The organism is Rubrobacter sp. M3-4 (assembly GCF_059772285.1).
Genome location: NZ_JCBAJP010000011.1, coordinates 83,900 through 102,194, shown reverse-complemented (window position 1 = coordinate 102,194; position 18,295 = coordinate 83,900). Strand labels below are relative to the sequence as shown.

The window sequence follows — 18,295 nt, the reverse complement described above, 5'->3', positions numbered from 1 at the left end:
CTGTGGAAAGCGGGGTTTGGGCTATGACCTCTGCCGTAGCAGGGTTGTAGACGGGCTCTGTCGGCAGATCTTCCCTCTTCTGCCACTCCCCCCCGATGAGGTTGCGCACCTTCCACTGCGTCTTCTGCATAGCTCTCCTTTTTCTCTTACCGCTCGTCCTGCTTCCTGCCGTACCGCATCGCCTGCCGGTAGAACTCGTAGGGAGCGTTCAACATCTCCAGGTAAGCGTCTGAGGCCCCCCGCATCAGCCGCTCGAACGCTTCGAGCTGCTCCCTGGTGTTCTCCGAGAGCTGCCGGGCGACGCGCTCCCCGCTCTCGGCCTGCTCCGCGAGCTCCCTCTGCAGGCTCCCGAAAAAGTCCTCCAGAAGCCGCGCGCTGCGCTCCTGCACGGCGTTCGTCTGCTCGAGCACCCCACGGTAGGCCTCCAGGCTCTCCCTGAGAGCCTCGCCGGTCCGCCGCTGGCCCTCGAGCGCCTCGTCCACGACCCTCACGTAGGACTCCATCGCCCGGGCGAGCGCCCGGTTGGCCTCCGCCTGGCTCTCGAGGAGCCCCTGCAGGCTCTTCGCCCACCCTTCGACGAGGCCGGTGTTCCTCTTCTGAGCCTCGATGAAGCTCTCCGCGAACGCCCTGTAGGAGTCTCCCAGCGCCGCCGCGATCTCCCGTCCCGCCTCCGGTTCCCTCTCCACCACCTTCTACGACCTCCTTCTCCCCCGTACGAACCGTATTGTAGTCGTTTGAGAAGGTGCCCCGCCGGGCACAGAGAGACCTTGGAAAGAATCTCAGGCGAAAGGAGCGTGTAAAGATGCGCGCGATGGTGACTCCAGAGTTCGGACCACCGGAGCTCTTCGAGGAGCGAGACGTACCCCGCCCGGAGCCGGGTCCGGGCGAGATACTGGTCAGGGTCGTCGCCGCCGGCACCAACCCGGTGGACGCCAAGATCCGGGCCAACGGCACCGCCTTCGGCCTCGAGGCCCCGCTGGTCCTCGGCGCGGACGTCTCTGGGGTCGTCGAGGAGGTGGGCCCCGGCGTGACGGAGTTCTCCCCTGGAGAGGAGGTCTACTACACACCCGAGATCTTCGGCGAGAAGTCCAACGGGAGCTACGCCGAGTACAGCGCGGTCCCGGCGGCCATCGTCGCCCCCAAGCCGCCCTCGCTCTCGCACGAGGAGGCCGCGGCGGTCCCGCTCGCCGGGGGCACCGCCTACGAGGCGATCGTGCGCCGGCTCGACGTGAAGGTCGGGGAGACCGTCCTGATCCACGGCGGCGCCGGCGGGGTCGGATCGTTCGCGGTCCAGATAGCGAAGGCCGCGGGAGCCCGGGTGCTCGCGACCGCGGGCCCGGACAACCAGAAGACCCTCGAAGACCTCGGCGCCGACGTCGCCATAGACTACCGCAGCCAGGACGTCTCCGAGGTCGCGCTCGCCGAGACCGGCGGAGCAGGCGTGGACGCGGTCTTCGACACCGTCGGCGGCGAGACCTGCGCGCAGAGCGCCGCCTGCACCCGGCCCTTCGGCAGGCTCGCGACGATCCTCGGGGCTCAGGGCGACCTCACGCAGCTCTACCTGAAGAACCAGACGCTCTACGGCGTCTTCCTCACCCGCGAGAGGCGACGCCTGGAAGAGATGACCCGGCTCATCGAGCGGGGGCAGATGAGACCGCTGCTCGACGAGGTGCTCGACCTCACCCAGGTCGCCAAAGCCCACGCGCGCCTCGATTCTGGTCACGGACGCGGTAAGGTCGTGCTGCGCGTCTCCTCCTGAGAACGAAGGAAGGCGAAGGTGTAAGGACCATGGACACCAGAAGCGGCACCCTCAAACGAGAGATAGCCCGCAGGATGGAGGAGGGCCGGGAGCGCACCCGGATGTTGCTCTCCACCGTCTCCGACGAGGACCTCTACGCCCAGCACAGCACCATCATGAGCCCCCTCATCTGGGACTACGGCCACATCGGCAACTACGAGGAGCTCTGGCTCCTGAAAGAGGTGGCGGGGAGGGAACTCTCCGACCGGGAGCTCTTCGACATCTACAACGCCATGCTCACCCCGCGCAGCGAGCGCCCCTCGCTGGAGATGCTCGACCGGGAGCAGGCCGACCGCTACCTGGACACCGTGCGCGCCGCCGCGCTCGAGGTGCTGCGTGAGGTCGACCTCGAGGACGGCGGCCCCCTGCTCGAGGGCGGCTTCGTCTACAACATGGTCCTCCAGCACGAGGCCCAGCACAACGAGACCATGCTCCAGACGCTGCAGCTCATGCGGGGAGAGGGCTACCGGCCCGAACCCCGCAGGCATCTCCCCCCGGCGAACCCACCCGAGGAGGAGATGGTCCACGTCCCGGCCGGGGCGTTTCTCATGGGGACCGACGATACCGCGTGGGCGCTCGACAACGAGCGCCCGGCGCACGAGGTCGATCTGCCCGGCTTCTACATAGACAAAGTACCCGTCACCAACGCCGCCTTCCTCGAGTTCGTCGAGGACGGGGGCTACCGGAGAAAGGAACTCTGGGAGCCGGAGGGGTGGGCTTGGATCCGCGAAGAGGAGATCACCCACCCCATGTCCTGGCACCGGAGCGCGGCCGGCGGGTGGCGCATCCGGCGTTTCGGCTTCGAGGAGCCGCTCGACCCCGAGGCACCGGTCATGCACGTCTCCTGGTACGAGGCCGACGCGTACGCCCGCTGGGCCGGCAAACGGCTCCCGACCGAGGCCGAGTGGGAAAAGGCGGCCTCCTGGGACCCCGAGAACGAGACCAGGCGCCTCTTCCCCTGGGGGGACGATCTCCCGACGCCCGAGAGGGCGAACCTCGACCAGCTCGCCTTCCGCCCGGCCGGGGTGGGCGCCTTCCCCGAAGGCGCCAGCCCCTACGGCGTTTTGGGCCTGATCGGGGACGTCTGGGAGTGGACCGCGACCGAGTTCTCCGGCTACCCCGGCTTCGAGAGCTTCCCCTACCGGGAGTACTCCGAGGTCTTCTTCGACGACGGGTACATGGTGCTGCGCGGCGGCTCCTGGGCGACCCGGCCCTGCGCCATCCGCAACACCTTTCGCAACTGGGACTTCCCGATAAGGCGCCAGCTCTTCGCCGGGTTCCGCTGCGCCCGCAGCGAGTAGGGATGTGCCGCCTGGCCGCCTACCTCGGAGGCCCCGAGGCGACCGTCTCCTCGCTCGTGCTCGAGCCGCCCCACTCGCTGCTCGTCCAGAGCCACGCCCCGCGGGAGATGCTCTCCGGCACGGTGAACGCCGACGGCTTCGGGGCCGGGTGGTACGTGCCGTGGGCCGGAGAGGAGCCCGCGCTCTACCGCTCGACGCGTCCCATCTGGTCCGACCGCAGCTTCGCGAGCATCGCCCCGAGGACCCGCTCCCGCTGCATCCTCGCCGCCGTGCGCAGCGCCACCCCGCCGCTCGTGGCGGAGGAGAGCGGGACCCCGCCGTTCTCCTCGGGCAGGTACCTCTTCGCGCACAACGGCGCCATAGAAGGCTTCCAGCGAAAGGTCATGCGACGGCTGCGCCACTCCCTGAGCGACGAGTCCTACGCCGCGCTCTCCGGCGCAACGGATTCGGAGACAGTCTTCGCCCTCCTGCTGGACCTCCTGCGGGAGAACGAGGACCCCGGCGCCGCGCTCGCCGGGACCACCCGCAGGGTCGTGGAGCTCTGCGAGGAGCGGGGCGCGGCGGCCCGGCTCAACCTGGCGGTGACCGACGGCGAGACGATGGCCTTCACCCGCCTCGCGAGCCGGGGGAGGGCGGACTCGCTCTACGTCCTCGAGGATGGGGCCGCCTTTCCGCAGGCGACCGTCGTCGCCTCCGAGAGGCTCGACGGCGACCCGAAATGGCGCGAGGTCCCCGAGGGGCACCTGCTCTCGGTCTCGGGGGCGGGCATCACCCTGAGGCCGCTGTCGTGAGCGGGGATGCGGTCCGCGTGAGCGTCCTGAGGCGGGGGACGGCGAGCCCGTCGGAGGAGCTGCGGGCGGGGCTCGTGGCGAAGGACTTCTCGCCCTGGCCCAAGTACTTCTACGACGAGCGCGGCTCGGCGCTCTTCGAGGAGATAACCCGCCAGCCCGAGTACTACCAGACCCGCACCGAGCTCTCCATCCTGCGCGAGCGGGCCGAGGACATCCTGCGCAGGACCGGCAGTCGGGAGCTCGTCGAGCTCGGCTCCGGATCTGCGAGCAAGACCCGGGTCCTGATCGAGGCGATGCTCTCCCACGACGGCGGTCCGGTACGCTACGTGCCGCTGGACGTGAGCGAGAGCGCCCTGCGCGCGAGCGGGACGAGGCTCTCGAAGGAGTACCCGGGCCTGGAGGTGAGGGGTTACGTCGGGGACTTCCACGCCTCGTTGGGCGATCTCCTGGCCGAGCCCGCCTCCGGGGAGAGGCTCATCCTCTTCCTCGGCGGCACGGTCGGCAACTTCACCCCCGAGAGAAGGAGGGTGTTCCTCTCGAAGCTGCGCGCGGGGATGGAAGCCGGGGACCACCTGCTGCTCGGCGTGGACCTGGTCAAGGACCCCGACGTCATCGAGGCGGCGTACGACGACGCCGCGGGTGTGACGGCCCGGTTCAACAGGAACCTGCTACACGTCGTGAACCGCCACCTCGGGACGGACCTCGACCCGCATCGCTTCGAGCACCGCGCCTTCTACGACGCAGAGGAGAGCCGCGTGGAGATGTGGCTCGACGCCAGAATGGAGCAGGGCGTGTGGGTGGGAGAAGAGGAGCTCGTGCACTTCGAGGCGGGCGAGGGGATGCGCACCGAGATCAGCGCGAAGTTCTCCCCACACTCGGTCGAGGAGGTTCTCCGGGAGGCCGGGCTCTCCCTCGTCGAGCTCTACACCGACGGGCGCGGGTATTTCGCGCTCGCCCTCGCCGGGGTGGGGTGAGAAGGCTCAGCCGGTTCCGCCGGGACCCTGCCGGCGGCGCAACGCCTCGAGCAGCATCCGCACCGCCAGCGGCCGCACGAGGTCCCTTCCGGCGATCCTGGCCCGCTCCTCCTCGGAGCCCTCGGATTCCGGGACGAGCCGCGCCGCAGCCGAGACGAGCTGCGGCGAGTTCCCGTCGGCGCTCTCGAGCCGGTGGCTCAGGTAGGCGAGCGCGACCCCGCCGAGCAGCGGATCGAGGCCGCCCCGCCGTTTTTCGCCCCGGGTCTGTCCCTCGAGATCCGAACCGTGGACCAGCAGCACCGAGGCGATCGCCCCGAGCGCGAGCATGAAAGCGGCGAGCCGGAAGATGTCCACGGTCCCGTCTATGAACGAGGCGCGGGCTATCCGCTGCACCTCGCCGAAGAACGGGAGCTGCTCGAAGCGCGGCGGGGCCCCTTTCAGGCCGGTGCTCCCGGCGGTGGTCCCGGCATCCTGGACGCCCTGGATGATCCTCTGTTTGACCTGCCCGGTCAGGTGAGGGGCGTTCAGGTTCTGTATCTTCTGGCGCACGTAGTCGTCGTAGCGGTTGGTTAGGATCGCCCCCCAGAGCGCCACGCCGAAGGCGGTCCCGACCTGCCGGCAGACGTTGTTCACCCCGGAGGCCATCCCGGAGAGCCTCCGGGGGACGGTCCCGACCGCGGTCGTCGAGATCGGGGCGTTCACCAGCCCGTTGCCGAGCCCGGCGACGACGAAGGCCGGCAGCAGCACGACCCAGTCGGACGCCGTATCCCGCGGCGAGATGCGCGTCATCAGGAACGCCGCGACCGCGAGCAGCGCCATCCCGCAGAAGAGCACGGGCCGCGGGCTGAAGCGACCGCTCAAATTCCCGGCGAGCGGCGCGGTGAACAGCACGAGCCCGCTCAGCGGCAGGAGCCTCAGCCCCGTCTCGAGCGCGCTGAAGCCCAAAGCGTTCTGCAGATAGAGCGTCAGGTAGAGAAACAGCGAGTAGAGCCCGGCGCTCAGGGTGAAGGCGGCTATCGCCGCACCGGTGAAGCTGCGGTTGCGGAACAGCCTCGGGTCGACCATCGGGTGCTTCATCCGCAGTTCACCCGCGACGAAGGCGACGAGCGCGATCGCCGCGACGACGAAGAGCGAAACGATGTAGGAAGAGGTCCACCCCCGGTCCTGGCCCCGGATCAGGGCCAGGACCAGACAGAAGAGCCCTGCCGTGACCGTGGCGAGCCCGAAGAGGTCTATGGACCTCGGGGCCCGCTCGTCTCTCGTCTCCCGGATCGCCCAGGCGGAGAGCAGGATACCCGCGGCCCCTACGGGTATGTTGATGTAGAAGATCGACTCCCAGCTGACCTTCTCGACAAGAAAGCCCCCGACGACCGGTCCGACGGCGGTGGCGAGCCCGCTCACCCCGCCCCAGATCCCGATCGCCGTCGCCCGCTGAGGCCCCTCGAAGGTCGCGGAGACTATCGCGAGGGAGACCGGGAGCATCACCGATCCGCCCACCCCCTGTATCCCGCGCGCGACGAGCAGAAGATCCACGTGCGAGAGCCCGGCGAAGGAGAGGTGCCCGGAGAGCCCGCACAGGAAGGAGCCGATGGTGAAGACCGCGAGCCCGGTCATGAACACCTTCTTGCGCCCGAAGATGTCCCCGACCCGCCCGGAGGTCACCACGAAGACCGCGAGCGCCAGCGTGTAAGCGTCTATAACCCACTGCAGATCGGAGAAGCTCGCCCCGAGGTCCTTCTGTATCACCGGCAGGGCCACGTTGACCACGGTGACGTCGAGCAGGACCATGAACAGCCCGAAGCAGCAGGCGGCGAGCGCCCACCATCTGCGACGCCCGGGCGAGGGACCGGCTATCCTCCGAGACGCGGACACCCCATGAATCTACCTCCGGAAGAGGGGTGTTTAAACCCCTCCCTTCAGGAACCCCGGTCGGGCTCCTCCCCGACGAACGGCGGCGAGACGACGCTCAGGCCCCCGTCGACGACGAGGGTCGTCCCGGTGATGTAGTCCGCCTCCTCGGAGAGCAGGAAGAGGGCGGCCGCGGCCATCTCGGCGGCGGTCCCGACCCGGCGGCGCGGGATGCGCGAGACGACGCTCTCCATCGGCGGGATCTGGGGCATCCCGTAGAAGTAGTGGAGCGAGTCGGTGTCGATCAGGCCGCCGCTCAGGGCGTTCACCGTTATCCCGCGCGGGCCGTACTCGGCGGCCATCGAGCGGACCCAGGACTCGATCGCGGCCTTCGCCGCCCCCATGTTGGCGTAGGTGGCGAAGGTGCGCTGGCTGCCGTAGCTGGAGAGCGCGAGGATCCTGCCGCCGCCGGCCATCATCTCCGCGGCCCGCTGCGCCCCGAGGACGAAGGCCTGGACGTTGAGCGCGAAGGTGCGCCCGAGGTGGTGCGGCCCGTACTGGCCGACCTTCTTGAAGGCGCTCGCTCCGGCGCTCGAGACGAAGATGTCCAGCCCGCCCCAGCGCGCGGTGAGCTCGTCGAAGAGCTCGTCGTTCGCCCGCGGGTCCTCGAGGTCGGCGGAGAGCGTGATCGCCTTCCCCCCGGCCCGCTCTATCTCCCGGGCGGTCTCCTCGGCCGCCTCCTTCCGCTCCTTGTAGTGGACGGCGACCTCCGCGCCGCGCTTTCCCAGGGCGACGGCTATCGCCCGGCCGATGCCGCGCGATCCTCCGGTGATGAGAGCCCGCTTTCCTTCGAAAGACACTAAGATCCCTCCTTGCCCAACAACTCCCGCGCGATGAGCGCCTTCTGCACCTCGGCCGTCCCCTCCTCGAAGCGCTGCACCCGCGCGTCCCGGTAGATCCTCTCGATCGGCGAGGCGAAGTAACCGACCCCGCCGTGCACCTGAAGCGCCCCGTCGGTCACCCGCTGCAGCATCCCGGTGGCGAACAGTTTCGCCTTGGAGGAGGCGACGAGCCCGCCCTCCCCCGTCTCCCATCTGGAGGCGGCCCACCGCACGAGGTGGCGCGCCGCCTCGACCTCGGTCGCCATCTCCGCGAGCGTATGCTGCACCGCCTGCCGGGCGGCGAGGGGCCGGCCGAAGGTGACGCGTCCCCTCGCGTGATCCGCTGACAGCTCGAGCGCCCTCTCCGCGAGCCCGACGCAGCTCGCGGCGACCGCGATGCGGCTCGGGGCGAGAAAACCCTCGAAGGCCACCGCGAGCCCCTCGCCCTCCTCCCCGAGCCGGTTCTCGAGCGGGATTGGGACCTCGCGGAAGCTCACGCGGGCGTAGTCGGTCCCGCGCAGCCCCATCGCGGGCGGCATTGGGCGCGCCTCGACGCCCGGCGCATCGCGGGGGACCATGAGCGCCACGGTCCCCTCCGCGCCGGCCGTGCCCTCGAGCCGGGCGAAGGTGAGCAGGTAGTCGGCGGTGAGGCCGAAGGTGATCATGTGCTTCTCCCCCGAGAGCAGATACACCTCTCCGTCCCGCCGCACGCTCGTCTTCAGGTCCGCCCCGGCCCCGGAGTCGGGCTCGCTCATCGTGAAGGCCGCCGTCACCTCGCCGGCGACCAGCGGCCGCACGAACCGCTCGCGCTGCTCCCCGGTCGCCCGCCCGTCCACCGCCCGCCAGATGCCGTTGGCGACGTGCACGATCGTCCTGATCGTGCCGTGGGTGCGGCCGAAGAGCTCGACGAGCTCCACGTAGCGCGAGAAGGGCACCCCCGCCCCGCCGAGCTCCCGCGGCGCGGCGAGGTTCAGGTATCCCCGCCGGCGCAGCTCCTCGCGCACCTCTCCCGAGTCCGTTTCACCCTCCTCGAGGGCGGCGGCGATCTCCTCGGCCCTCCCTTCCACGAAGGCGGAGATCTCCTCCTCGAGCCGCCGGAAGTCCCCCGCACTCATACGAGCCTCGCCGCCCGCTCGCGCAGGACGTACTTCTGGATCTTGCCGCTCGCCGTCCGGGGCATCTCCTCGACGACCTCGATCCTCTCGGGCCAGTACTGCTTGGCCATCCCGCGTGCGAGCAGGTACCCTCGCACGTCCTCGAGCGTGAGGGTGGCCCCTTTGCGCAGGACCACGTAGGCGCAGGCCCGCTCCCCGAGCCTCGGGTCGGGCATCGCGACGATCGCCACGTCCGAGACCGCCGGGTGCTCGTAGAGGAGCTGCTCGACCTCCGCGACCGGCACCTTCTCCCCACCCCGGTTGATGATGTCCTTCACCCGCCCGGTGATGCTCATGTACCCCTCGTCGTCCACGACCGCGAGGTCCCCGGTGTCGAACCAGCCGTCCGGGCTCACCGCCGTCCGGTACCACTCCGGGTGGTGCAGGTAGGTGGTGAACAGGCAGGGCGTCCTCACCTGGAAGCGTCCCTCCCTGCCGGCGGGCAAGGGATTGCCCCCATCGTCGACGACGCGCATCTCCATCCGGGGCAGCAGCCGCCCGTCGGTCTGCCAGGTCTTCTCCGGCGGGTCGTCGGGGGTGCCGGCGGTGACCAGACACCCCTCCGTCGTCCCCCACGCCCCGCACACGCTCGCCCCGAGCACCTCGCGCGCCTCCTGCGCGAGCTTCCTGGGTACCGAGGCGCCGGTGGCGACGAAGATGCGCAGATCCTCCGGGCTCTTTCCGGTCTCGTTGACCGCCTCGACCAGATCGACCAGAAACGGCGTCGCAGCCTGCACGAAGCGCACCCCGTACCTGCGCACCAGCTCGAGGCCCCGCCTCCCGTCCCAGACATCCTGGTAGACCGCTGTCGCCCCGAGCACCATCGCGAGCCACATCCCGTACAAAAAACCCGTCTGGTGGGCGCAGGGGGAGGGGACGAAGACGGTATCCTCCTCCCCGAGCCCGAAGTGCTCGATGTGCAAGAGGTCGGCCAGGATGAGCGCGTTGTGCACGTGCACGACGCCCTTGGGCTCCCCGGAGGTCCCGGAGGTGTACAGAAGCTGCGTCGGGTCGGAGGGCGAGGGGCGGACCGCCTCGAGCGCCTTCCGGTCGGGTTCGGCCTCGAGCAGCTCCTCGAAAGGCTCGGCCCAGGCAGGAACATCATCCCCCACGACGAAGACGCGTTCGAGCTGCGGCAGGTCCCCCCGCAGTCCCTCGACCATCCGCGGGTAGTCGAAGTTCCGGAAGCGGTCCGGGACGACGAGGATGCGGCTCTCCGACTGGCCGACCATCAGCCTGAGCTCCCGCTCGCGGAAGACCGGGATGAGCGGGCAGCTTACCGCGCCGATGCGCGAAAGCGCGAGCTGCAGCGCGACGAACTCCCAGTAGTTCGGCAGCTGGAAGCAGACCACCTCCCCGGGCCTCACGCTCAGCCCGAGCAGCGCGGTGGCGATGCGGTCCACCCGGTCTGCGAGCCCGGCGAAGCCGAGCACCACCCTCCGGCCCCGGCTCTCGTCGACGAGGGCGGGTTTCTCCGGTTTTCTCCGCGCGTGCTCGTGCAGGAAATCTGTTATGAGGCGCTCCGGCCACTCCCCCTCCAGGAGGTGCGGGTAGACCGGTGCCATGAGGTCCTTCGGCTCAGGCATGGGTCGTGGCGCGGGTGCGCTGCTCGACGCGCATACTTAGACCGATGCCGTTCATGTCCTCCAGAAAGCGCGGGTAGGAGATGCGGTAGGCGTTCGGGAAGGTCAGTCGCGTCTCGCCCTCCGCCGCCCCGCCGGCCACCGCGAGCGACATCAGGATGCGGTGGTCGTTGAACGAACTCAGAGCCTGCCCCCGGAGGCCGCGCACGCCCTCGACGACGATCGTGTCTTCGGTCGCGCTCATCCTCGCGCCCATCCTGGTGAGCTGCAGCGAGGCCCTGACCCGGTCGGACTCCTTCTTGCGGGCGTGGGCGACGTTCTCGAAGACCGTCCGGCCCTCGGCGAGCGCGGCGACCGCGCACAGGGCGGGCAGCGCGTCCGGGAAGTCGGTGCAGTCTATCTCCATCCCGCGCAGCGGGCTCCCGTCGTGCACCACCCGCAGCTCCCTGCGGTCGTCGGCGAAGTCCATCGGCAGCCCCATCTCCGCGAGCACGTCGAAGATTGCCCGCTCGGGGTGGTCGTCGCAGCTTCTCGTAGCGGTGAACAGCAGGTCGGAGGGGTGCATCGAGGCGGCGGCGAGCCCGTAGGCCGCGGAGGAGACGTCCGAGGAGAGGACGAGCCGGGGCCGGTGGCGGTAGGTCTGGTCGCCGGGCACCTCGAAACGCCGGTGGTCCGGGGAGACCCCGACCTCGATGCCGAACCTCTCGAGCATGCGCACCGTGAGGTCGAGGTAGTGGCGCTCGTTGATCTCACCGACCACGTCGATGACGGTGTCGCCGGTCGCGAGCGGGGCGACCATGAGGAGCCCCGAGATCCACTGCGAGAGCGTACCCTCGATCTCGACGCGTCCGCCCTTCGGGCGCCCGGGGTAGACCGTGACCGGCAGGCGTCCGCCCCCGGAGGCCTCGAGGTGCACGCCGATCCTCCTCAGCCCCTCGAGCAGTCCCCCGATGGGGCGGTTGCGAAGCTGTTTCTCGGCGTCGAAGGTGACGGGCGATTCGGAGAGGCACCCGAGCCCGATTATGAAGTACGCGAGGCTCCCGCAGCTCCCGAGCGGGATGCGCTCCCTCTGCGGGCGGTAGGACCCGCCGCGCACCGCGTAGCCCTCTTCGGTCTCCTCGACCTCGGCCCCGAGCAGGCGCAGCGCCCGCACGGTGTGCCAGACGTGCTTCGCCTCGCTGCGCCCGACTATCCGCGTGGTGCCCGGGGCGAGCGAGCCCAGGATCAGAGCCCGGTGGGCATGGTATTTGGAGGGTGGGACGCCGATCGTCCCGCGCAGCGGACCATCGACGCCGCGTACGCACAGGTAGCCCATGTCTCTCTACCCCCTCTCTTCCCGGCACCCGGCAAAACCGCGCGGGCCGCCTCGCCGGTTCTGGCGGTCTCTCGTCATTAAAAGGAGTATATTCCCGCGGCCGGGCCAACGCCTCAACAAGTTCTCCGCCGGCCAGAAAAGATACTCCCTCCGGGAGGGTCAGTCCACCCTTTCGAGGTTCCCTTCCTCGTCGAAGCGCATGGGGATGGGTTCCTCGACGAGGTGCAACCGGGGGTTCTCCCCCACCTCGTCGAGCAGTGCTTCCGAGACCCACATCCGGTGCAGCCGGAGGGTGTTCGTTATCCGAACGAGGCGGGCCTCCTCCGGGCGGACCCCGGCGCACATCTCGAGGGCGGCGGCGACCGCGAGCCGATCGTTCGGCATGACCATCGGCAGCCGCACGGGCGCCGGGGTGGTAGAGGTGAGGGCGTTCATGTAGGTGGCCTCGCGGTCCATCTGCTCCTCGAGGCGCCGGGTGACGACGTCGGCCATCCCGACGCCGTTGGCGTTTCCGCCGGTCTCCCTGGTGAGGGAGAGGAAGACCATCCTCTCCACGGAGGTGCCGCCGGAAGCGTAGGGTGTCGGGTAGCGTCCGGTGACGTTCGGGTCCGCACCGTCTCCGGAGACGTTCTTGCCGATCTCGTCCACGACGAGCACGTCGAGCTCGGAGAAGGGTATCCGCGGGAGGTTGCTCTTGGCTTCCTCGAGGAGCGGGATCTCCCTCTCGGGGAGCTCTTCCGCCGGGATCGCGACGATGCGGCAGGGCTCCTCGTCGGCGTTCTCGAGCACGGCGAGCCCGAAGGCGACCCTGCCGGTCTCGATGGCGACGCGGGCGGCCTCGGGGATGGTGCGGTGTATGGCTCCCCAGCCGGCGGCGTGCACCGCGTGCGCCCCCTTCTGCTTGCCGAGCCCGATCGCGAGCATCTTGGTAGGCCCGCTCTCCACCTCCCCGCGGAAGGCGGTGTGCGGCTTCACACGGTTCATGACCACGACCGCATCGGCCTCGAAGGCGTATCGGTCCATGTAGACCGGGACGCCCGCGGGGGTTCTCCCCACCTCGACGGCCTCCATCGTCGCCCGGATCGGGCAACCGACCCGCTCCTCGCTCACCCCCAGGTGCCGCAACACCTCCGCCTGCCCCTCGGCGGTGGAGGCCCCGTGGCTCCCCATCGCAGGCACGATGAAGGGATCGGCCCCGGCGTCTTTGAGCGCCTCGACGAGCGCGGAGGCGATCTCCGCCACACGCCCCACGCCCCGGCTGCCGACGCCGACCGCGACCGAACCCCTCGGGAGCTCCACCTCTCCGAGAGCCTCCCGCACCGCGGACCGGACGTCCCTTATGGCGGGCGGACTCTCGAGCTCCTGTTCGACGAGCGCGACCCGCGGCGGCTCGACCCGCGAGAGCAGTTCCTCTATCTCGCCGTGGACGATTCTCTGCATGCCTCTTACCCCCACGAACACATCTCTCTCGAAGAAGGATAGCAGCAGAGCAAGGTCCAGCACCAAGGAGCCGTCTGGCTGCCGTCTCCAAGGTCGTACTACGGGCACGATGGTTGTAGACTCTGCCTGGCACGGAGAACTCCGTTTACCTTTTCGCGTTTGCGGGAAGAGTGCCCGTGTTCGAAGAGAGTCGTTTCGAGGAGGCATTTCGATGAGATACACCCGTTTCGGACGGACGAACCTGAACGTCTCCAGGATCGCCTTCGGAACCTGGCAGGCCGGGGGTGACTGGGGTGCCCCGCAGAAGAACGAGATAAAGTCCGCCATCCGCCGGGCGCTCGACCTCGGCGTAAACTTCTTCGACACCGCGCAGGCCTACGGGTTCGGAGAAGCAGAGCGGCTGCTCGGGGAGGCCCTCGCCCCGGAACTGAAGAGCCGGCGCGATGAGGTCGTCCTCGCCACCAAAGGCGGGCTCAGGATGGAGGGGGATGCCCTTCTGAGGGATGCGAGCCCGGGCTGGCTGCGCAAGGGCGTCGAGGACTCGCTGCGCTTCCTCGGCACGGACTACGTCGACCTCTACCAGCTACACTGGCCCGACCCCGACGTCCCCGTCGAGGAGAGCGCCGGGGCGCTGGATGAGATGGTCAGGGAGGGCAAGATCCGCTACGTCGGCGTCTCCAACTTCGACGAGGAGCAGATGGCCGCCTTCGAGAAGGTAAGGAAGCTGGACGCGCTGCAGCCACCCTACCACCTCTTCCGGCGCGAGATCGAGGAGCGCATCCTCCCCTACTGCGCCGGGCACGGGATCGGGGTGCTGGTCTACGGACCGCTCGCCCACGGGCTGCTCTCCGGAAGGATGACGAAGCAGACGCGCTTCCCGGAAGACGACTGGCGCTCGAAGAGCCCGATGTTCCAGGGAGAGGCCTTCGAGAAGAACCTCGAGAAGGTGGAAGAGCTCAAGCGCTTCGCCGGCGAGCGGGGCTACACCCTCCCGCAGCTCGCCGTGGCCTGGACGCTCGCCAACCCGGCTGTCGACGCCGCGATAGTCGGGGCCAGGAGGCCGGATCACATCGAAGGGACTGCACCGGCGGCCGAGATAGACCTCTCCGAAGAGGAGCTGCGAGAGATAGACGAGATCATGCGGGGTGCGGTCCCGGTCGGCGGACCCGCCCCGGAGGGGATGTAGGGAGAGCCGCGGTTGAACGACAGGCTCCTCTCCTCCCCCAGAAACGCCGCGCTCGCTTTCGTCGCGCTGGCGCTCATCTGGGGGGCTTCGTTCCCCTTCGTCAAGATCGGGCTCAGGGACGCCCCGCCGCTGCTCTTCGCCGGGATAAGGGTTCTGATCGGGGGTTTCGGGCTCGCGGCGGTGGCGGTCTTCCGAGACGGGCTCCCGAAGCTGCGTGGGGTCTGGCACACCTACGTCATCTCGGGCGTCTTCAACTCCGGGCTCTTCGTCGGACTGCAGACGATAGCGGTGCTGGACCTCCCCTCCGGGCTCGCGGCGGTGCTGGTCTACCTGCAGCCGATCGTCACCGGGCTGCTCGCGTCCTTCTTCCTCGGGGAATCGCTCGGCGTGGCGAAGATCGTCGGGCTCACGCTCGGCTTCCTCGGGGTGGTTGCGGTGAGCTTCGGGGACCTCGGGGGACACTTCGAGCTCCCCGGGCTCCTCGCCGGGGTGGTGGGAGGGATCAGCTGGTCCATCGGCACGGTGTACTTCAAGCGGGTGCAGGGCGTGGTCTCGACGCTGTGGTTCATCGCGCTCTCGTTCCTCTTCGGCGGGGTCGGCCTCACGGTGGTCGGGAGCCTCACCGAGTCGTGGGGGGCGATCCGGTGGTCCTCGGGCGAGTTCTGGTGGAGTCTGCTCTTCATCTCGCTCGCCGCGATAACGCTCGCCTGGATACTCTGGCTCGGGCTGGTGAGCGCGGGGGAGGCCAGCCGGGCTTCGGCGTACATCTTCGTCGTCCCGCTCACCTCGGTCGCGATCGGCGTGATCTTCCTCGGCGAGCCCTTCACCGCCACGCTCGTCGTGGGGGCGCTCCTCATCGTAACTGGCATCTACCTGGTCAACCGCACCCCGAAGGGTGCGCAGAGAACATCCTAGCCCGGCCTGCGTCCGGCGAACCTCCGGGCCACCAGCAGCCCTAGCACCCCGCCGTAGAAGAAGACGTGACCGATCGCGGCGACCGGAGGGTTCGCCTGCTCGAACCAGGGAAAGGCGTCGAAGAAGACGGCGAGCACGTATACGTCCACGCCCCACAGCAGAAACCCGAACGCCAGGCCCGAAAGCACTGCGTTCCGCCCCCACGAAGCGCCCATGCGCCCTCCGAAGTTGTGGAAGAGCGCGCTGAACAGGGCTCCGAAGGCCGAGGAGAGAGCAAAGTGGACCACGAGGGCCACGAAGATCACGACGCCGATCGAGAACTCGGGCCTCGGGGGAAGAGCCCCCCATCCGAGCAGGATCCCGGCGACGAGGCGCAGCGGCCAGGTGTATCCGGCTCCGGCGAGCCCGCTCACGACCACCTCGAAGGCGAGGAAGACCGCCCCGGCGAGGGCTCCGCGCAGGATTCCGGCCGCGAGCTCCCTCATGGTCCCCGGGTGGAGCTTGGGGTGGATGTCCTCTGATCCGAGCAAAGACCCTACCCCTCTTCCTCTATGCGCTCCCGGAAGAAGAGCCCGTAGGTGATGAAGAACCACGCCGCGGCCAGCACCATCCCCACCAGCCACGAGATCATCCCCACCACGAGGCCGTGGGTGGTGGTGGAGGCGTTATGGACCGTCAGGCTGTTCGCGGGGTTCGTGGCGGGGAGGACATCGGGGAAGAGCGAGAAGGCGGTGCTCGCGAGCATGCCCGCGACGTAGAGCGCGGACGAGGCGAAGGCGGGCCAGTCCCTGCCCCTCAGGGCGAAGTAGCCCATCCCGGCGAGCCCGCCGAGCGCGGCGAGCGGGAAGGCCAGTCCCCACGGCATGCCGAAGAAGTTGTCCAGACGCCGGGGGAACAGGTAGAACGTCGAGACGGTGCCGAGCACCGTGAGGACGAGCGTGGCCACCCAGCCGGAGATCGAGAATATCCGGGCCCGCGCGCGCACCTCCCCCCGGGTCCTCACCGCCAGGAAGTTCGCCCCGTGGGTCGCGAGGGCGAAGAAGGCCAGGAACCCGATGATGGTCGTGTACCAGTCCAGGATGCCGGGGTGGGAGGAGAGGGGATCGAAGTCGGTCCAGAGTGGCATGAAGAAGAAGCCGTTCTCGTGCAGCGGCAGACCGCGCATGACGTTGGCGAGGGCGGTGCCGAAGGCGAACGGCAAGAGGGCGCTCCCCAGGAAGAACGTGAAGTCCCAGAACGAGTGCCAGAGCGGATCGTTCATGGTCTGGCGCACCTCTATCGAGACGCCTCGCAGCACGAGCAGCCAGAACACGATGAACATCGGCAGGTAGAAGCCGCTCAGGGCCGAGGCGTAGAGGGAGGGAAAGGCGAGGATGAGCGCTCCTCCGGAGGCCACCAGAGCGACCTCGTTGCCGTCCCACACCGGCCCCACCGCCATCAGGACGGCCCGGCGCTCCCGGTCTTCACGCGCGACGAGCAGATGCAGGGTACCCGCCCCGAGGTCGAAGCCGTCGAGTACGACGTAGGAGATGAGCAGGAAGCAGACGACGATGAACCAGATGGTCTCCACCTCAACCTCCCACCTTCAGCTCCTCGCCTTCGAGCTCCTGCTCCTCTTCTGGTCCGCCCCGGATCAAACCGAGGACTATCACGGCGTAGAGCAGGCTCAGCAGGGCGAAGACGCCGAGCATGCCGGCCAGCGTGAAGTAGAGGCTGCCCACCCCGACCAGCGGCGAGGCGCTCTGGCTGGTGCGCAGCAACCCGTAGGCGATCCAGGGCTGCCGTCCGGTCTCGGCCGTGATCCAGCCGACCGAGTTCGCGACGAACGGCAGCGGCGGGGAGAGCATCAGCACCCAGAGCATCCACCGCGCCCTGAAGAGCCGGCCTCCCCAGAGGAGGAGCAGCGCAGCCAGCACCATCATCCCGGCGAAGAGGAACCCCAGCAACACCATGCTCCTGAACCCGTAGTAGACGAAGGGTACGTTGTCGGGCCAGAGCTTCTTCGGAAAGGCGTCAAGCCCCTCAACCCTGGAGTTCCAGTCCCGGTAGGCGAGGAAGCTCAAAAACCGCGGGATCTCGACCGGGTTCACGATCTTCTGTTGCTCCATGCTGATCTGGCCGATCAAAACCCACGGCGCCCCCCGCTCGGTGTCGAAGACGCCCTCTTGCGCGGCGAGTTTTATGGGCTGCTGCTCGGAGACCGCCCGGCTCTCGGCGTCGCCGAAGGGCCACACCTGCATGAGCGAGGCGAACACCCCGACGACGACGCCGAGGGTGACGAAAAACCTGCCGTATTCCACGTCCCGGCCGGAGAGCACGTAGAAAGCCCCGAGCCCCGCCATCGCGAAACACCCGGTGATCACCGCACCGTTCAAGACGTGCTCGAGCTGGTGGGAGTAGAGCCAGGGGTTGAGCAGAAACTCCCAGAAGTGCTTGAGCGCGAGCTGTCCGTCGGGGAGCTTCTCGTAGCCGACCGGGTGTTGCATCCAGGCGTTCACCGAGAGGATGAAGTACGCCGATCCCCAGCTGCCCACCAGGATCGCCAGAGCGGATACCCAGCGGCCCCAGGCCCCGAACATGTCCTGCCCGTAGATGTAGATCGCGAGGAAGGCCGACTCGAGAAAGAAGGCGAAGACCCCTTCCATCGCCAGCGTCTGCCCGATCACCCCTCCGGAGACCTTGGAGAAGATCGCCCAGTTGGTCCCGAAGCCGAACTCGAGCGGGATTCCCGTCACGGCCCCGATGACGAACGCCGGTGCGAAGATCTTGACCCAGAAGTCCGCCGCCTTCCTGTAGAAGTCCTTCCTGGTGCGCAGATGGAGGGTCTCTATGATGAAGATGAGCAGGATGATCCCCATGTTGAACTGTGGGTAGAGGTAGTGGTAGAGCAGGTTGCCCCCGAACTGCCAGCGGTCCAAAACCCAGGCCTCCGAGTTGCCCTGCAGCAACCCGACCACCACACCCGAACCGGAAAGGATCATCTCCGCTCCCGACTTCTCGCCTCTTCTACGGAGGCTCCGCCCCCTCACCTCAAGCGATACCATCCTCCGTGAGAGCGGACGGTATCGCCTCTCTATCCCTCGATAGAAGCTTCCTATTACAATGCGAA

The 18,295-nt window shown here is 68.6% G+C and carries 16 protein-coding genes; 6 read left to right on the top strand and 10 right to left on the bottom strand.

The window, feature by feature from the left end:
- Positions 1-146: 146 nt before the first annotated feature.
- Positions 147-689: a hypothetical protein gene (locus tag AC6EKW_RS12345; RefSeq protein WP_273889220.1), complete on the bottom strand. Its 543-nt coding sequence runs from the start codon at positions 687-689 to the stop codon at positions 147-149.
- A 113-nt stretch (positions 690-802) separates the two neighbouring features.
- Between AC6EKW_RS12345 and AC6EKW_RS12340 the strand changes: the two genes are divergently transcribed.
- Genes AC6EKW_RS12340 through egtD form a run of 4 tightly spaced genes read left to right on the top strand, consistent with a single transcriptional unit; the run spans position 803 to position 4,864 of the window.
- Positions 803-1,759, top strand: coding sequence for a zinc-dependent alcohol dehydrogenase family protein (locus AC6EKW_RS12340; RefSeq protein ID WP_273889221.1), 957 nt, complete (start codon positions 803-805; stop codon positions 1,757-1,759).
- Between the two features lie 29 nt (positions 1,760-1,788).
- Positions 1,789-3,099, top strand: coding sequence for an ergothioneine biosynthesis protein EgtB (gene egtB / locus AC6EKW_RS12335; RefSeq protein ID WP_498514535.1), 1,311 nt, complete (start codon positions 1,789-1,791; stop codon positions 3,097-3,099).
- A 2-nt stretch (positions 3,100-3,101) separates the two neighbouring features.
- The gene (gene egtC, locus AC6EKW_RS12330) at positions 3,102-3,890 is read left to right on the top strand and encodes an ergothioneine biosynthesis protein EgtC (protein WP_498514534.1); all 789 of its coding nucleotides are present in this window, start codon (positions 3,102-3,104) and stop codon (positions 3,888-3,890) included.
- Complete coding sequence (egtD, locus tag AC6EKW_RS12325) at positions 3,887-4,864, top strand: L-histidine N(alpha)-methyltransferase (protein WP_498514533.1); 978 nt, start codon at positions 3,887-3,889, stop codon at positions 4,862-4,864. The genes egtC and egtD overlap by 4 nt, the downstream gene beginning before the upstream one ends.
- 6 nt (positions 4,865-4,870) lie before the next feature.
- On the opposite strand, the gene AC6EKW_RS12320 is transcribed toward egtD, so the two are convergent.
- The 6 genes from AC6EKW_RS12320 to AC6EKW_RS12295 all read right to left on the bottom strand — a co-directional run bounded on the left by AC6EKW_RS12320 (position 4,871) and on the right by AC6EKW_RS12295 (position 13,085).
- On the bottom strand, positions 4,871-6,736 hold the full coding sequence (locus tag AC6EKW_RS12320) for an MFS transporter (RefSeq protein ID WP_498514532.1): 1,866 nt from the start codon (positions 6,734-6,736) through the stop codon (positions 4,871-4,873).
- Positions 6,737-6,780: 44 nt separating this feature from the next.
- The gene (locus AC6EKW_RS12315) at positions 6,781-7,572 is read right to left on the bottom strand and encodes an SDR family oxidoreductase (RefSeq protein WP_498514531.1); all 792 of its coding nucleotides are present in this window, start codon (positions 7,570-7,572) and stop codon (positions 6,781-6,783) included.
- The gene (locus AC6EKW_RS12310) at positions 7,572-8,708 is read right to left on the bottom strand and encodes an acyl-CoA dehydrogenase family protein (protein ID WP_498514530.1); all 1,137 of its coding nucleotides are present in this window, start codon (positions 8,706-8,708) and stop codon (positions 7,572-7,574) included. The genes AC6EKW_RS12315 and AC6EKW_RS12310 overlap by 1 nt, the downstream gene beginning before the upstream one ends.
- Entirely contained in the window at positions 8,705-10,312 is a 1,608-nt protein-coding gene (locus AC6EKW_RS12305; protein ID WP_498514529.1) for an AMP-binding protein, read from the bottom strand. Before AC6EKW_RS12305 ends, AC6EKW_RS12310 begins: the two co-directional genes overlap by 4 nt.
- Before the next feature lie 13 nt (positions 10,313-10,325).
- Positions 10,326-11,645, bottom strand: coding sequence for a 3-phosphoshikimate 1-carboxyvinyltransferase (gene aroA / locus AC6EKW_RS12300; RefSeq protein ID WP_273889229.1), 1,320 nt, complete (start codon positions 11,643-11,645; stop codon positions 10,326-10,328).
- A gap of 159 nt (positions 11,646-11,804) precedes the next feature.
- A complete protein-coding gene (locus AC6EKW_RS12295) occupies positions 11,805-13,085 on the bottom strand; it encodes a nickel pincer cofactor-dependent isomerase, group 22 (RefSeq protein WP_273889230.1) in 1,281 nt (426 codons plus the stop codon).
- A gap of 211 nt (positions 13,086-13,296) precedes the next feature.
- On the opposite strand from AC6EKW_RS12295, the gene AC6EKW_RS12290 reads away from it, so the two are divergent.
- On the top strand, positions 13,297-14,271 hold the full coding sequence (locus AC6EKW_RS12290; protein ID WP_498514528.1) for an aldo/keto reductase: 975 nt from the start codon (positions 13,297-13,299) through the stop codon (positions 14,269-14,271).
- Between the two features lie 12 nt (positions 14,272-14,283).
- A complete protein-coding gene (locus AC6EKW_RS12285; RefSeq protein ID WP_273889232.1) occupies positions 14,284-15,186 on the top strand; it encodes a DMT family transporter in 903 nt (300 codons plus the stop codon).
- Here AC6EKW_RS12285 and AC6EKW_RS12280 read toward each other — a convergent pair.
- Genes AC6EKW_RS12280 through AC6EKW_RS12270 form a run of 3 tightly spaced genes read right to left on the bottom strand, consistent with a single transcriptional unit; the run spans position 15,183 to position 18,167 of the window.
- The gene (locus AC6EKW_RS12280; RefSeq protein ID WP_273889233.1) at positions 15,183-15,716 is read right to left on the bottom strand and encodes a hypothetical protein; all 534 of its coding nucleotides are present in this window, start codon (positions 15,714-15,716) and stop codon (positions 15,183-15,185) included. The two genes, AC6EKW_RS12285 and AC6EKW_RS12280, sit on opposite strands and share 4 nt — an antisense overlap.
- A gap of 5 nt (positions 15,717-15,721) precedes the next feature.
- Positions 15,722-16,756 carry a cytochrome d ubiquinol oxidase subunit II gene (cydB, locus tag AC6EKW_RS12275; protein WP_273889234.1) on the bottom strand — a complete coding sequence of 345 codons (1,035 nt, stop codon included), beginning with the start codon at positions 16,754-16,756 and terminating at the stop codon, positions 15,722-15,724.
- Between the two features lies 1 nt (position 16,757).
- Positions 16,758-18,167, bottom strand: coding sequence for a cytochrome ubiquinol oxidase subunit I (locus tag AC6EKW_RS12270; RefSeq protein WP_273889235.1), 1,410 nt, complete (start codon positions 18,165-18,167; stop codon positions 16,758-16,760).
- Positions 18,168-18,295 lie beyond the last annotated feature (128 nt).

Bases quoted from the DNA above. Each gene is read 5' to 3' on its own strand.
- AC6EKW_RS12340 (WP_273889221.1), top strand. From the start codon at position 803: ATGCGCGCGATGGTGACTCCAGAGTTCGGACCACCGGAGCTCTTCGAG.
- egtB (WP_498514535.1), top strand. From the start codon at position 1,789: ATGGACACCAGAAGCGGCACCCTCAAACGAGAGATAGCCCGCAGGATG.
- egtC (WP_498514534.1), top strand. From the start codon at position 3,102: ATGTGCCGCCTGGCCGCCTACCTCGGAGGCCCCGAGGCGACCGTCTCC.
- AC6EKW_RS12310 (WP_498514530.1), bottom strand. From the start codon at position 8,708: ATGAGTGCGGGGGACTTCCGGCGGCTCGAGGAGGAGATCTCCGCCTTC.
- AC6EKW_RS12305 (WP_498514529.1), bottom strand. From the start codon at position 10,312: ATGGCACCGGTCTACCCGCACCTCCTGGAGGGGGAGTGGCCGGAGCGC.
- aroA (WP_273889229.1), bottom strand. From the start codon at position 11,645: ATGGGCTACCTGTGCGTACGCGGCGTCGATGGTCCGCTGCGCGGGACG.
- AC6EKW_RS12295 (WP_273889230.1), bottom strand. From the start codon at position 13,085: ATGCAGAGAATCGTCCACGGCGAGATAGAGGAACTGCTCTCGCGGGTC.
- AC6EKW_RS12290 (WP_498514528.1), top strand. From the start codon at position 13,297: ATGAGATACACCCGTTTCGGACGGACGAACCTGAACGTCTCCAGGATC.
- AC6EKW_RS12270 (WP_273889235.1), bottom strand. From the start codon at position 18,167: ATGATCCTTTCCGGTTCGGGTGTGGTGGTCGGGTTGCTGCAGGGCAAC.